Consider the following 16,369-nt stretch of genomic DNA (forward strand, 5'->3'; position numbering starts at 1 on the left):
TCTTTCATGAGGTTAGTGTGCAGCGATTAGAGATCAATTAGCCAAGAACAATTTGCTATCCCAAACAGTATTTATGAGCAAGAGCAGTTACTGTACCGTATAACCGCCTCGCACCATAACGACCAGGCCAAACTTCTGACCTTCTTTTACCTGAATACCTCTTCCTTCTCTAGGAAAAGATAATAAATGATTTTTTTCAACAGCCTGATTATGAACAATTTCCGTTCCAGAAGTAATATCAATAGCACCACTGGCATCCATACTATACACAACAGCATACCCATTACGTAAAATAAATTCCGCTCCAGCTTTGGCAATCAACTTTTGGCCAGGCTTTACATCAACAACCTTCAATTCCTCGGTCTGTTCCACCGTTGTGGAAGCTTTGCCTGTACTAGAGGCTCCCGAAGTTGTTGTATTAGAAGTGGCATTTGTGGTGGGAGCTACAGAAGTAGTCGTTTTACTATTAGTGCTACTTGCTGATACTCCACCTTTGATTGCCTGGGCAATTTTCTGGTCAACATAGCTTTTGGTTACGACTGGATCATCAGCTGTACCTGGTTGTCCAGAACTGGAGGCTCCATTGACTGAGTTGTTCATTAAGGAGCCTGCAACAATTCCTCCTCCAAGTAAAACTGCAGCCAACGATACTTTGTAGCGTGATTTCATGCTGATCCTCCTACAGCAGGTTCGTGCCTCTGTAAAAATAATTATATATTAGTATTGTTGTTAGCTTGCTTTAAGAAGAAGCACCTTGCATAACCCAAGGTTTATTATAAGCCATCTTCAATGTATCAATGCTCGTAACTATATCTTCAGCTTGCTGTTCAGCCGTGGTCACTTTCAGATTAGCCTCATAAACCTGAAGTTCAGTAGCTAAGCCTACATCAAATTGCTTTTTAGTCATATCGGCCGCACTTCTAGCGCTCACCAAACCAGCTTGAATTTGAGAATATTGACTTTCCAATCCTTTAATATTGTTATAAAGAGTTCTTACAGCTTCTTCAAGCTGTCTCTTTGTACCCTCTGTAGCATACTGAGCTTTCTCAACATCAAGTTGTTGAGCTTCGTATGGCGTATTTCCTGGAGTATTAAAATTGTAGAGCTTCAAGCTTAATTCAGCTAAATCCACTTTTTGTTCACTTAACCAAATAGCCGTGCTGCTGGTAAGTACTTGGCTTACCTTAGTTTCCACATTATCTTTAAATTCAGAATAGACAGGCTTATCCTTCAATTCGTAACGCTGTTCCGGCTTGTAACCAATCACTTGATTTAAAGATACATATGCACTATCCAGATCTTTTTTAGCCTTGTCTAAAGCAGCTTGATTTTGAGTCAACAGATTGGTTGCTTGAGTCACCTCATAATCACTCGACATTTGATTATCTCTTTTAATTTGTGCAACTTTCAGCTTGCGCTCAGCATCTTCAATATTCAAAGCAGCCAATTTAACGGCATTTTGCTTTTGAAGAAGCTTGTTATAAAGATCTTTTACATTGTATTCAATACCTTCTTTGGTCACATCCAGGTTCTTTTTGGCAACCTCATAATTAAGGTTCGTTTGTGCATAACCTTTGAAGGCTTTATCTTGTGCTTCATCACCTGCTTCGGCAGGAACAAAGTCAATATTTTTGCCTGTTTCCTTCATAATCTTGCCAGCTTGATCGATATTTGCTTCTCCTGTTTTAACCGTGGTGCTATCAGCTATAGCCAGTTTAACTGCATTATCATAGGTCAAAGAATCGTTATAGTATGTGTCATAAGTAACTTTAGTTACGGGAGCTGTCAAAGGTTTACTGGATAAGCTATCTCCAGTAGTGCTTCCATTGGCTTGATTTGAAATAGTTACTATTCGTGTAGTCTGATTCCAATCTACTTTGGCGCCTAATGATTGGCTCACAAAACGCAAAGGAACGAATACTTGACCCTTTTGAATTTGAGTTGCAGCATCCAGTTGTACAGGCGCATTATTCTTATAAGCAAGTTTTGAACCAACATTTAAAGTTAACGTGTCATCATTTTTGGATGCCGTTACTTTTTTAGCTTTGCTATCCCACTCCACTTGTGCTCCCAGGCTTTCAAAAACGCCACGAAGAGGCACCAAAGTTGTATTTTGACTAACTACTGGGGACTGTGTATACTGCTGAGCTACACCGTTAATAATAACCTTTATATCACCTGATTGAGCACCTGCAAGACTGGCAAACGTAGAAGTAAGAGCCAATGTGGACAGTAGTGCCACTCCAAAACGTTTCATAATTTCTCTCCTTTGTCAATAAGGCTAATAAAAGAAAAGGGCTCCAAAAGGAACCCTCTTCTCATCTAATTCAGTTAACTCAAAAGAGCTACTCTTAAATTACTTGTTGTTTTCAACAGTAACTGTTTTTGCAGTTGCATCATAGCTAATGGATGCATCCAGCGCTCTACCTACCCAAGAGATTGGCAGTACAGTACGGTTTTTGTTAGTTACAGCTTTAACGTCCATACGAATCACAGAACCGTTAACAGTCAACAGGTTTGTGTTCAGTTTGATTTGAGCAACAGTGCTACCTTTGATCAGGGTAACTGTGGAAGTTGCTTTGTCAAACAGGATGTTTTGTGCGGATACACCCAGAGCTTCAGCAGCATAACGTACTGGCAAGTAAGTGCGTCCGTTTTCAGCGTAAGGAGCTACTTCTGCTGTTTTAGTTTGACCATCTACAGTGTAAGAAGTGCTTCCCAGTGTGAAGACAGCTTTAGTGCTAGTAGCACCTGGAGCTGGAGTTCCAACAGTTGCGATTGCTACTTCAGCAGCTGCAGTGTTGTTGTCTTTCCAGTTTTGAGTGTTCTCAGTTGCGCCTTTGTATGCAGTGTAAGAAACTGCGCTACCTTTCAGCTTAGCAACGATGTCGCCTTGAGCTACAGTACGGTCAACAGTCAGCTTAGGAGCTGTGATTGTGATTGTACTTGGAGTAGCACTTTCGCTGTCGATGTAGAAGCTCAGACGGCCTTTGTTGCTTTCGCCGTAAGTATCAGTAGATACGCTCTTCACTTTAACGTCACCAGCTGTAACTTTTACTTCTGGAGTAGAAGCAAAACGTACACCTGTTGGCAATTCCAAGACTACTTCGCGGCTACCGTCTTTCTTAACGAAAGCTTCTTTAGCAGCTTCAGTGATTGTGATATCGCCAACTTGTTGGTCGCCCAGACCGATTGTCAGGGTTGGTTTGGATGCAGCAGCCAAAGTAACAGCTTGCTTCACAGTTGCAACCTTAACATTACCGCTCAGACCTTGGCTACCAGCAACTTCAACGTTCAGATCGCCGGAGAAACCTGGTTGCGTAGCAACTTCAACGTTTTTCAGTTTCAATGTACCTGGATCTTTAGAACTGTTAACGTTTTTGAAAGTCAATCTCAAAGTACGTTTGTCGGAATCTGTGTAAGACACATCCGCTCCACCCAAGCCGTTAGTGTTTTCGAAAGATCCAGCAAAGTTGCTTCCTGGAGTGTTACTTTCGAAAGTAGACTGCCAACGAGCACCTTCAGGTAAACGCAATGTTACAGTGCGATTGTTAACAAAAGAACCAGCAACACTTTCTTTAATTACGATATCACCAATTTTTTGCTCGTCATGACCTGCAAGGATAGTTGTTGGAGTAGCAACGGAAACGCCACCACCGATTTGACCATAGCTACCAACTACGAGAGAGCTAACGTCAGTAGTTGTGTTACCAGAGATATTTGCAGTAACATCACCTTCTTTAGCGTTAGTTTCATCGTCAACGTAGAAGCTCAAAGGCAGGTTGAATGTTGTTTCTTTATTACTTTTTGTTTTCAAAGACAAAGTCAGAGTGTCACCATCGACTTTAGAAACTACATCACCAGATGTGATATCACCAAAGAGGATGCTAGCACTTCCTGGAGCATTCCATTTGAAACCGCTAGGCAATTTCAATTTGATGTTATTATTGTTAGCCAAAGCACCTGCTGTTTGTTCTTTCACTTTCAACGTCGCAGTGAAGTTGTCTGTGTTAGAAACAGTATCCGCAGCGGACAAAGATACTTGACCGGAAGATACTACGTTTGCAATTGTAACTTCACCGCTAGTCAAACCACTTAGGGAAGAAGCATCAATTGCAGCTTTTACAGGACCATTGCTTGGTCCACTTACATTGATGTTAGCAAAATTCAGATATACATCAGCAGTATCTTTGGAGTTATCAAAGTTCAGTGTTACTTTTGCAGAGTTAGGAGTCAATTTCTCAACTTTAAGTGCAGTAGCTTCATTATAGCCAGTAGATGCAGCGTTTTTTTCCAAAGCGTTATCTTGTGCATCAAGATATACACCCAAGCCATAAGTAGCGTCAGTAGCAGAAGTAGCACGGCCAACCTGAAGGTTATCAGATTTACCAAAATCAAAGCCTTTAGGCAAAGTAATAGTAAAAGAAGCACCGCTAGCAATAGAAGCTTGGCTAATACTTACTTTCGCTCTACCCAAAACAGCATTATTTTGTTGGTCTGAGTTGATACTTGGAGTGCTCAGAGATTGGTAGCTAGAAGAAGCGTGGATTGCAGTTGGTGCAGTCAAAGCTGCGATTGGAGCTGCTACACCAGCAACCAATGTTGCTGTTGCCAGCACGTTGATCATCTTTTTATTAAACTTTGTCATAACCTTTTTTTCTCCTCCTTGAATATAAACAGAAATATTATTTTTGTCTTTTTGTCGGATCTTGTCACTCATCAGTCGTTACACCTCCTTTCCGAGCTTTATGAGAACCCTTATAAAATGATATCTGTGACAATATCACAGAAGCTTGGAATCTAGTTTAAAGAAAGCGTCCATTTATGACGTACTCCAGTATTATACAATGTGATAACAATGCCGTAAAGATTTTTTTTAGCGAATTTTGTCTTTACGCGCTTTTGTACCCCTTTGTTTCATACTCACCCAATTAGACGTAGCATAGGTCTAAAAAGTTGCGTCAGTTTCAAAAAAAAAAATTTATTTTTTTTGATTATGTATTCCGCTTTCCACAGTCATAATAATACTATTAAACCTGTTCCTCCGTCATCCTACAACTTTTACCTTATCAGCCTGAAATGTACAAGGGTTATCCCCATGCTTTAAAAGCAGCTTTATTAGAGTATATTCGTCGAGAAATATCCATAGAATATATAAAGAACATAAAAACTATAGATTTCCTTGAAACCAAATACTCTAAAACACTTTAAGTAGTAGGTAATGACGGAGTAACAGTGATTATTTTGAATATTACAAAAACAATTACTTCACTATATTAACCTTCGCACCATCTGTAAGCAGACTTATACCTTTAACAGCAATAGTCTGTCCTTCAGTAAGCCCTTTGGTTACTTCAATCTGTTTGGCGCTTTCCTCGCCTGTTTGCACCTCTACCCGCTTGGCCGTGGATCCCTCAACTACATACGCATACTTTTTGCCGGCCTGCTCCGTAATTGCATCCTGCGTTACGAGAATATTGTGTGCAGCTTCTGTTTTCATGTAAACATTCACAACCATACCGGATTTGAATTCGCCAGAAGGATTAGGGACTGATATTTCGACAGGATATGCCTTAAGATCATTATCCATAACCGGATTGACCGCTGTTACTTTAGCCTCAATTCGCTTGCCCAACGAGTCTATCCCTACAGTTACAGTGGAGCCTACGTTTAGCTTAAGCAAATCCCCCTCAGATACATTTACCTTGGCAAGGATCGGATTGGTGTTTGCAATTGTAGCTACAGCTGATTGAGAGCTGACCATTTGTCCTGTTGTACCTGTCACTGCAGAAATAGTGCCTGACATAGGGGCTCTGACGACAGCATCGACAAGCTGACTACGTGCCGTATCCAAAGCAGCCTTGGACTGATTTACCGAAGCACGCGCCACATCAATACCTGTTTTCTGCTGTGCCAGACGCAAAGATTTTTGAGCATTACTGTATGTTGTTTGAGCACTTTCCTTGGATGTTTGCGCATTATGAAGTGCAAGCTGAGCGTTTTCCAGCGCTGTTTGAGCTTTTCTGTGCGCTATTTGAGACTGCTCTAAGTCAGATTGTGAAACAGCACCTGCACTAAACAACTGCTGATTTCGAGTTAGCGTACTTTGGGTATCACGCACAGAATTCTGAGCATCTACCAGAGCATTCTGAGCCTGTGTAATAGCATTGTCTTGCTGAACAAGTGCACTTTTAGCTTGGTCTACACTCGATTCACCCTGCTGCACCGATTGTGATGCTCCAGACTCAGCCTGCTTCAAATTAGCCAGTGCAACCTGATAGGATTCTTGAGACTGCTTGATGGAATCCCGGATGTCTTTCTGATCAATCGTAAACAAAACATCGCCTTTGTTTACCTTTTGCCCTATCGTCAAATTAATGTTCTGTATTTTTCCGCTAATTTTCGGGGAAACCTGAGCCGTATCTTTGGGGGCAAAGCTGCCTACAATCCCTGTTGAATCCGCCAGACTGCCCTTAGCTACTTTCGCTACCTGGATCGGAATTGCTTTTTGGGCAGCAGGTGAAGCAGCGGGGGCCTCTCCCCCACCGCAGCCTGCCAATGCAACTGATAAAAGCAATGTCGTGGCAATCAGAGCACTTTTTTTATTCATTATATCTCTTCACCTCATTATTAAATGTGAACACTCTTTTGTTGCAGCTTTGCTTCTTTTTTGAGTTGTCTCTTTGCTTGTCTTTTCAATTTGCGATTTTTACGCTTTTCAATCATATTATCCAAAATAACATAGACAACCGGAATAAGAATTAAAGTAATCAAAGCAGCGAAGGACAACCCGAACACAACGACAACTGCCATAGGTGCTTGTGTTTCATTACCATCTCCTGTAGCGAATGCCATTGGAAGCAAAGCAAGTACCGTAGCAAGTGTAGTCATCAAGATTGGACGTAACCGCTCAGATGCTCCATGAATAATGGCTTCATCCCGATCTTGACCTTCTTTACGGAGCTGGATGATGAAGTCAATCATAACAATGGCGTTATTCACGACCAAGCCGACGAGCATAATATAACCGGTTAGTGCCGATACGCTAAGACTAGATCCTGTGACAACCAAACCAATAAGCACACCTATTAATGTAGGTGGAACCGAAAACATAATAACAAACGGTGTAAGCAACGATTCGAACTGTCCTGCCATAACCATATAAATCAGCACGACAGATAGCAGAATGGCTATCGCCAAGTTCACAAAAGACTCCATCATTTGTTCATTTTGTCCGCCACCTGTATCTGCACTGTAGCCTTCTGGGAAGTGAGTACTCTTCAAAAGAGCATCTATTTTTTGATTAATGGTAAGAATGTCCCCTGTTCCATCAATATCAGCAGTAATCTGCACTTGACGCGTTTGGTCTTCACGAGTAACAGTATCGGGTACAGATCGTTTATCAATACTTACTACTGAAGACAAAGGTACATCAATACCTTGTGAAGTGGTAATCCGTAAGGCTTGAAGGTATGACAAATCATGGCGATTCTGCTCTGGCAACGATATCTTCACATCAATCTGATCTTCACCTGTACGATAGCTTGTGGCGACTGCTCCATTAAAAGAAGTATTCACTGCAGATAAGATTTGGGTCGCTGATAAGCCATATCGACTAGCAAGCTCCCGATTAACCGTAATCTCATATTCTTCGCGAACCGCACTCAGGCTACTTTTGACATTAACGGTACCAGGTATGTTTTTCACGTCCGCAACGAGATTGTCCGAGAGTTCTCTCAGGACGTCAATATCATCACCTTTTAGATTAATGTTAACAGCCGCTCCACTTGAAAGGCCTGTTGTAGACACCAGTGTAATCTCTGCATCCGGAATACTATCAAATTTCTTACGAAGGCCCTCAACTACAACATCTGTTGGCTGATGCCCATCCTTCAGCGTAACACTTAGATCTGCCGAGTTGGTTGGAGTTGCACCTGAAAAGGCAGAATTGCCACCAGAACCAACTGTCACTGTCATTTTATCCAGATCAGGAACTTTCAAAATTTCTTTTTCTATATCTTGAACAACCTTTTCAGTTTCTTCCAAGACCGTTCCATTAGGAAGTTTTACGTTAACTGTGAATTCCCCAGTATCGGATTCCGGGATAAATTCAGCCTTAACCATAGGAATCAGAGTCCCAGCTGCAACAAACATTAATAATGTAATGATTAAAACAGATTTTCTATGGTTAATCCCCCACTTCAGTATACGACGATAGCCACTCTTAAACTTCTCGAAGCCAACATTAAACCACACAATCGGGTTAATACCTTTATAAGTACCTGAAGAGTATATTGATTCATCCGGTACGGTAGGTAACCAACGTGAGCTGAGCATTGGAACAATCAGAAGAGAAACCACCAAAGCAGCAATATGAGAGAAAATAACAGTTAATGCCAGCGGTTTAAATAGAACTCCCGCAATTCCGTCAACAAAAACAACTGGTAAAAATACTACGATCTGCGCAAGTGCAGACGCCATAACGGCATTACCCACCTGCTTGGAGCCATCAATAGCCCCTTGTAGCATGCTCTTCCCTTCATGTCGCTGCCTAAAAATATTCTCAATAATAACAACGGCAAAGTCGACAAAAGATCCCAATCCCAGTAGCAAACCACTCAATGAAATGACGTTGATGGTTTGTCCGCTAAAATACATCATCATAAACGTTGCTACGAAAGAAATTGGAATAACGATAGCAGCAATAATGGTGGAACGTACACTATTCAAAAATAACAGCAATACAATGGCTGCGATAACAAGTCCCAATATAGCATGTTCTACTAATGAGTTTACGGAGTCGCTAATGGGTTTGGAAGCATCTGTTACCATCTCCAGTTGAGTTCCCGGAGGCAGTTCCTTCCGTATTGAATCTAAACTATCCTTCACAGAATTGGCGATTGAAAGGGTATTTCCCCCTGTAGCTTTAGTAACAGAAATATTGATACTTGGCTTTCCATTATAGGTAGAAATGGTTGTAACTTCATCCAAGGAATCTTCAACTGTCGCAATGTCCTTTAGCTTAACGCTTCCCTTCCCTACTGGAATTGGCGTTTCAGCCATTTCTGAAACAGCTTTATATTCACCTTGAACCCGAAGTTGGATTTCTGTATTACCTCGGTACACCGAACCAGCAGAACCAGCTACGTTATTAGACGATAGTGCTTGGTTGATTTGATCCAACGTAATGCCATAGCTTTGAAGCTTGGCCTGATCTACAGTAATCTTCACAAGCCGTTGTTGCCCACCTGACATGCTGACTGAAGCTACTCCCGCAATTCTTTCAAGCCGCGGCTCAATAATATCTTCAGCAATAGGCTTCAGCTTGTTAACATCCTGATCCCCTGTAAAAGCGAGGGTAATTACTGGCGTTGCGTTAATATCCAATTTAAGTACGCGCGGTGAATTTGCCGCCTTTGGAAGAGATCCTCGAACCCCATCAATTTTATCTCGCATATCGAGGGTTGCCTGATTTATATCTACTCCCCAATTAAATTGAACTATGACCATAGATGATCCTTCTGAAGACTGAGACTGGATCGTATCCACATTCTCAATAGAAGCCAGACCCTTTTCAATAGGTTTGGTCACCAATTCCTCAACTTCTGTCGGTGTCGAGTTCGGAATACTGGTCGCTACCACAGCAATAGGCAGCTTCATATCCGGCATCTGCTCGACAGGAAGTCTTAACGCAAAAATACCGCCCCCGATTAACAAAACAAGAATTAACATAAATACTGTTACAGGACGGCGTATTGAAAACTGAGACATCTCATCACTCCCCACTCATTTCTCTATGTAATATTTAAGCACACTAATCCTCTACTACGAAGAAATAGACGTAAAGTTTCAGTTAAATGTGCAAAAAAATATATAAGCAAATAATAAACACATTTTGAGATAAATACTCAAAAAAAAAGTAGTTAATTTAAATGCATTCATGGTAATGCAAGAACAATCGTACTGTAAACTTTACCATTAGTTATTTGCTCATTGCTATTATGGCATAGGCCCTTAATCCCAGTCAAATAGCTGATTTATAAAAAACATCCCTCCCATGTATATGAAAGGGAATTCCATTTTCGCATGGAGGGATGTTTCAATAAATCAAGCTTGTTAAGGATTAGATTTTAGGAAGCAGCTTTTTATCAGCCATAACTTTACCAATAATAATAGCCGCATCGCCACGCAAGGTCAGTGATGTAGGGTTAAACATATACCCTTGTTTCAGATCACTTGCATCAACAGGCGAACCCGTGATGAAGCCCTTCTTGGCAATAGCCAGTACAGATGCTTGTGCATAATAATCAATCTTGTCTGCATCTTTAAAGGTTTTGGACAGATTCTTCATGATCTTGTCATGGTCTGTTTCCAACTTCAAATTCAATGCCTTGGCGATAATGACCGCTGCATCTTGGCGCGTAATTACATCTTCCGGCATAAAGATTCTCGGTTGCGAGCCTTTTACAATGCCGGCACGTGCAGCCGTTTCAATATAACGATAATCGTAAAGAGCATCTGCTGATATCGTATTTGGAATGGACACATCGTCAAAATGCTTCGCCCCACTGAAATTAAGAGGAAGTTGCAGGCCTTTAACAATCATGGCCGTGAATTCGCCTCTCTTAATGTAGCTGTCAGGTCCAAAACTATTAATTGGATCCATCGGATTCATGACACCTTTAGCCAGAATAGCCTCAATGTAATCTCTGGCGTACTTGTGCTTAATGACATCACTATACGTTTCTCCAACCTTAGCGACTACATAATAGCCGAAACGATCGAACGGTACTTTAATGGTATGTTTCTTCGGATCTACCACACCACCGATGTTCTGCCAATCTTTAAGATCAGAATCAAAATAGAACACCGTCATTTGTTTCCCTGCATCCTGAGCGATACTATCATCATACGTCAGCGTTAATGTACCACGCTTGGAAGGCACCAATTCGTTAGCCGGATCACGCCAGTAGAAATTTTTGATCTTACTGTCGTCATTTTGCGATTTATTAGCCAGTTGATAAGGATCGGCACCAAAAGTTACCGGATCGTACTTATCTGTTTTAATATCATCTGCTACACCTGGGTCAATCCAGAATACCGGACTCGACATGTTAAAGCGAGTTGGGAATTCTCTGTTAAAGTATCTGCTTCCATCTGCAATCAAGCTCTGCATATCCGATAATGCTTTTTCAGTTTCAAATTCATGACGGTCTACTACACCATCTTCACTATTTGCTATTGCAAAGTACAAAGTATGGCCAGAGAACACCTGATTTTTAAACTGTTGAGGTTGATCGTAATCCCGACGGATCAGACTGGTTCCTTTTGCAAAGGAAAGTGCCAGATTGCCATCAAACACTTTGTGTGATGTTTTCATGGCTTCCATGTACTGCTCGCCAGGAATATTCGTAGGCACATATTTCACAGTAATGGATTGTTTCAGTTTTTCCTTGCCTACTGTAACCACCACGTCAATCTTAGTATCTTTGTTGGCTTTTAGACCTGTAAAGATGGCTTTATAAGCTGAAGGGTAGTCAATAGTGCCGTCATAATCAGAGTCAAATCCCTCTTGAACTGCTGTTTCCTTACCCACTGTAACACTATCTGCATTCGGTGCATTCACAATAACTTGTACAAAGTTTTGATTCACGATTCTCTTTTCAGGGAGCGGACGCAAAATATCAAAAGCCGTGGATTGACCAGATACTTGCAGTCGGAAAGTAGCAAATGGTCCACTCTTGCCACTGTTGTACAAGGTAATATTATAGGCTACTGGTGTTCCATCTTGCGGAACGGTTTGGTTTTTCAGTACAAAGCTGAAATACTTCTTGTCCGGATGATAGTACACAAGCAGATCCTTTAAATCTTTGCTAGTAAATTTATCTGTAGTAGCGCCGGAGTTGTACGTTGTTTTGGCATCTTCTGCTGAGAAAAACTCATTATTCAGCGTCCAGTTCATCTCAGTGCCGTCCGAGCCCTTAATCTCCAGAATATATTGATCTTTATTGGCAATATCACTTAATGAACCATTTACCTGATCGGCTTTACCCAAATCGGCAATACTGAAAGTACCAAATACATTGATATTTTTCAGAGCTGTTTTGTAGTTCGTGTCATCTACCTTAGTAAAATTAGCATCTTTTGCTTTCGGTGCAATCTCGCTATATTTTGGCGTACTGCTCAAGCCGGTAACTGGTGTAAAAGGGATAATCCCTTGTGTGTTTGGCACCGGAATTACCGGAATATTCGTCTGTGTAAAGTTTACTTTTACCGTATTGCTATACTCAATACCTGGTTTGTACACAAACTTGATTTCATTATTCCCGTTCGCCAATGCATTGGCAGCGGCTGTTTCTGAGGAAGCGGCAAGCTTAAAGTCCACTCCTGAGCCATCCAGATCAACCAGCACATTGTTGACATACAAGAATACGTTTCGGTTAGCACCCGTGTAATGAATATCTGCTGTGTTGCTTACATCAAGCAATTTACCTTTAAAGTAACCTAATTGCGTCAGTTTATAGGTGTTCAAGTTTGAGCTGGATGTATTCAACGGAATTTGTTGCCCATCATAAATCGTATCGTATTTCATGAACGGACCCTGCAACAGATTCACCGTTGCTTTAATTAACTTGGTCGAGTCACCATTCAGGTAAAAATTCAGTACATTTTGTCCTTCTTTAGGCAAAGTGTCTACATAAGCAACGATTTTCTTCACTTGTGTTGCCTTGCCATTGATTGTTCGAATCACATCTTGAGGTGTCCCTACAGTATGAACCTGTACTCCAGAAAGTTCACTGATTGAAGAAGGTGCACCGTTAACAACGATGAACTCCATACCTACAGGAACAGATGGAGCATCTGTGGTCTTGTTCTTCATAGAGCTTCCAGTTAATTTCATGGCTTCATCTATTGCAGTTGCCTGATCAGACCCGCTTCCATTAATTCTGTTCAACAACTGATTATTAAAATCAGGAAGATAGTTTACATCATCAATGTACGGCTGAGTGCTGCTGCGCAATGTAAATTGAACAGCCGATGGAGCTGGAGGTGTACTGCTATCAGTATAGGTGATACCCAGGGATGCTCTGGTCAAGTGATCAATTACTGCCTCTGATGGTACAGTCACCTGGAATGGATACACCTTATAGCCATTTGTTGTAACCACATTAGCCGTATCAATCGTGGCATCAATCCCAGTAGCACTACCTACAGCACTGCCATTGTTACTTACATCTGTAAAGCGTGCATTAATCGTAGCTACTCCTGGATCGGTTGCACCGCCTGGAACCAAAACCTTACCATTCAAAACAATTCCACTCGTAGATGAAACCGTAAAGTCAGGTGAAGTGGTCAGGTCAGCAGACACATTCCCATCCTTGCTCAAATTCAAATCGGAGAATTCAGGTTTGCCTGTATAGATTGTAATTTCACGCGTAACCGTAAGGGCCTGAGTTCCGTTGCCCACTTTAATAGTCACTATATTTTTACCAGGACTGAGTACAACACTACCTGTTAATCTATAGCCAGTAAAAGAACTAATGGTATACGTATTACTGCTTTTTGCAGATGTGAGCGTTACACTGTCGGCGTTAGGCGCTGTACCTTGAATGACCACCTTAACGTCATCCGACCCGCTATTTTTAGCGTCTGTCAATACAGCTGTTTGGTTCTCTACCAACTGCTCGGTTTTACCATTCAGCGTAGCAGACAGATCATAAACCTTGGGTCCATCCTGGTACTCTACGTAAATAGAATCTTTCATGTCAGCCGAGTTTTGGCTGCTTTGGAATGTAATTCGGTTCAAACCAGGAAACAGTTTAATGTCTGTAACTTTGAGCGTAGAGCCATTGACCGTAATTCCGCCTTTTTGACTCTCATTTTTGTTCACCACGTTAAGAGTCGTTCCATTTTTAGAGAGCTGGAATACACTATACGATATCGTACTCCCGTTCACTCCGTTAATCGTTCCGTTAACTGTAATACGATCGGTGTTCACCGATCTGGCCGAATCCACATCATATTTTTCATTTGGAAAAATAAAATAAGTTCCTGTCGCAGCATGAGCCGTACCTACCAGGGTCGCCGGCACCAAGCCAATGATGAGACCAACCGTCAACAACATGGATAGCAATCGTTTCAAATCATTGTCCTCCTTTGATTCTGTCGCACCTTGGGGTACGTAATCATTCAATACTTTTTTTATCGGTAGTAAACATACAAAAAATTAGTAAATTCTCAAAAAAGGAGGGGAATTTTTTATAGCAAACAACAAAAAAGCCTCCAAACCCGCGGCATACCGCCAAGCTTGAAGACTTACATTTTAAATAAAAAATTTATAATTTCGATCGCGTCTGCGAATCCGGCTTAGCCAACAGGCGAATCAGTGTATTGAGAACTGGACGCTTGGTTTTGCCCACCAGACCAATAACCTCTGCACCAATCTGTAGAAAAAACATCATAATACATATCACGACAAAGGTAACCCAGTTTGCTTCGTTAAGCGCTGCAGACGATTGAATCACGGCTAATACACCGAAAAATGCAGCAATACCGTAAATAATCAAAACCGTCTGTCTATGACTGAAACCTAGTTCGCGTAAGCAATGATGCAGATGACCTTTATCTGGTGAAAAAATCGGCTTTTTCTGCAACTTGCGACGAATGATAGCGAAAAATGTATCTGATAAAGGTACACCGATAATAATTAATGGTGTAATAAACGATACGATAGCAATCTGCTTGAAACCAAGCATGGATAGCATAGCCAGACTGAAACCTAAAAATAGCGACCCTGTATCACCCATGAATATCTTCGCAGGATGAAAGTTGAAAAATAAAAATCCGATAATGCTGCCCAGCAGCACCAGACAAAGCATAGCCACCATGTAGTTGCCCATCAGAAGGGACATCACAAAGATGGTTCCAATCGCAATCCCTGAAACTCCCGCAGCCAGTCCATCCAGACCGTCAATCAAATTGATGGCATTCGTCACACCTACAATCCAGAAAATCGTAAGCGGAACGGAAATCCAGCTTTCCAAAGACGAGTATGCATCCTGAAAAGGTACATTTACAAAATCAACACGAATATCAAAGGCAAACACAACCATACAAGCAACGGCAATTTGAGCCAAAAATTTCAACTTTGCATTGAGATCAAAACGATCATCGAGAGCACCAATCAGTGTAATCATCGTACCGCCAATCAGAAAGGCCGCGATAAAGTTAATATCCCGTGAGGACAGCATTCCGTCGGGTACAAAAGGCAAAATCGCCAATAAGGACAACAGAAACGCCAGGAAAATCCCCAGTCCGCCAAGTCGCGGCATAATCCGGGTATGTACTTTTCGGGCATTCGGTACATCGACGGCTCCAACCTTAACAGCGAATTTCTTGACGAGCGGTGTCAATAACAGCGCAAGTCCCAGTGCCATGATGAAACCAATAATATAGATCAATAGCATTTGATCATTCGACCCCCAATTTTAAAGCAAATCCCTTTTCAGATGTAACCGCATTGAATTATACTCTGATCAAAAATAAATACCAAGCTTCATATTCTGGCAAATTAGCGGGTTTTGAAGGCAGATTCAAGCTATTTATCACACTTTTGTGACGTTTTCTTTTTCACGCATAACTTTCACGGCGAATTTCGGCAGCGCAAGCATTCTTTTGTATCGACTGGGCTCTTTAAGCAGCCTATATAGCCACTCAATTCTGAGTTTCTGGAACAATTTAGGTGCACGTTTTGTTCTGCCAGATATAACATCAAAACTACCGCCAACCCCCATCATTACCGGTACGCCCAGTTGCTCCTTGTATTTGCCAATCCACGGCTCCTGTGTGTCCGCGCCACGTGCTACAAATAACAGATCCGGATTCGCTTTATGAATGGCTGCGATGACTTCCTCATCCTCTTCGGATCCAAAAAATCCATCGCGCTGGCCACAAACCGTAATTCCAGGATAAAGCTCATGTAACCGTTGTGCAGTCGCTTGAATCACCTCGGACGTTGATCCGAGCAAATAAACTTTCCAATGATAGTTTTCTCCGGCTCTAAGCAATTCATGTAATAAGTCAAAACCCGCTACTCGCTCAGGCACAGGGTGTCCTACATAATTTGCGGCCCAGACCACACCAGTCCCATCTGGAACAATTAACTCGGCCTGCTTCATCACTGACATGTACACGGGATCTTCCAATGCAGCCATTACCATAATTGGATTGGCAGTGATCACTTGATGGGGTCTGCGAGACTCCACCGCCTGGATTAATACATTTAAAGTATCTTTCATATTAAGCCTTGATACCCGAACACCGAAAATCGGGACGGTAGGCACATTCGTAACCTTATCAACTGTCACTG

At 41.7% G+C, this 16,369-nt stretch carries 8 protein-coding genes; all 8 read right to left on the reverse strand.

Features of this window, described 5'->3' with window-relative positions:
- Nucleotides 1-87 precede the first annotated feature (87 nt).
- Nucleotides 88-669: a hypothetical protein gene (locus KQI_RS0125310; protein WP_010349700.1), complete on the reverse strand. Its 582-nt coding sequence runs from the start codon at nucleotides 667-669 to the stop codon at nucleotides 88-90.
- A gap of 70 nt (nucleotides 670-739) precedes the next feature.
- Nucleotides 740-2,257: a stalk domain-containing protein gene (locus KQI_RS0125315; protein WP_010349701.1), complete on the reverse strand. Its 1,518-nt coding sequence runs from the start codon at nucleotides 2,255-2,257 to the stop codon at nucleotides 740-742.
- A 99-nt stretch (nucleotides 2,258-2,356) separates the two neighbouring features.
- Nucleotides 2,357-4,720 (reverse strand): copper amine oxidase N-terminal domain-containing protein, encoded by a 2,364-nt coding sequence (locus KQI_RS0125320; RefSeq protein WP_010349702.1) that lies wholly within the window; start codon nucleotides 4,718-4,720, stop codon nucleotides 2,357-2,359.
- Between the two features lie 543 nt (nucleotides 4,721-5,263).
- Nucleotides 5,264-6,610 (reverse strand): efflux RND transporter periplasmic adaptor subunit, encoded by a 1,347-nt coding sequence (locus KQI_RS0125325; protein ID WP_010349703.1) that lies wholly within the window; start codon nucleotides 6,608-6,610, stop codon nucleotides 5,264-5,266.
- Between the two features lie 20 nt (nucleotides 6,611-6,630).
- Complete coding sequence (locus KQI_RS0125330) at nucleotides 6,631-9,771, reverse strand: efflux RND transporter permease subunit (protein ID WP_010349704.1); 3,141 nt, start codon at nucleotides 9,769-9,771, stop codon at nucleotides 6,631-6,633.
- 352 nt (nucleotides 9,772-10,123) lie between these two features.
- On the reverse strand, nucleotides 10,124-14,143 hold the full coding sequence (locus tag KQI_RS0125335) for an S-layer homology domain-containing protein (protein ID WP_010349706.1): 4,020 nt from the start codon (nucleotides 14,141-14,143) through the stop codon (nucleotides 10,124-10,126).
- A 193-nt stretch (nucleotides 14,144-14,336) separates the two neighbouring features.
- Nucleotides 14,337-15,467, reverse strand: a complete 1,131-nt coding sequence (locus KQI_RS0125340) for a glycosyltransferase family 4 protein (RefSeq protein WP_010349708.1) — start codon at nucleotides 15,465-15,467, stop codon at nucleotides 14,337-14,339.
- Between the two features lie 138 nt (nucleotides 15,468-15,605).
- Entirely contained in the window at nucleotides 15,606-16,367 is a 762-nt protein-coding gene (locus KQI_RS0125345) for a WecB/TagA/CpsF family glycosyltransferase (RefSeq protein ID WP_010349709.1), read from the reverse strand.
- Between the last annotated feature and the right edge of the window lie 2 nt (nucleotides 16,368-16,369).

It is taken from the genome of Paenibacillus peoriae KCTC 3763, assembly GCF_000236805.1.
Lineage (GTDB): Bacteria > Bacillota > Bacilli > Paenibacillales > Paenibacillaceae > Paenibacillus > Paenibacillus peoriae.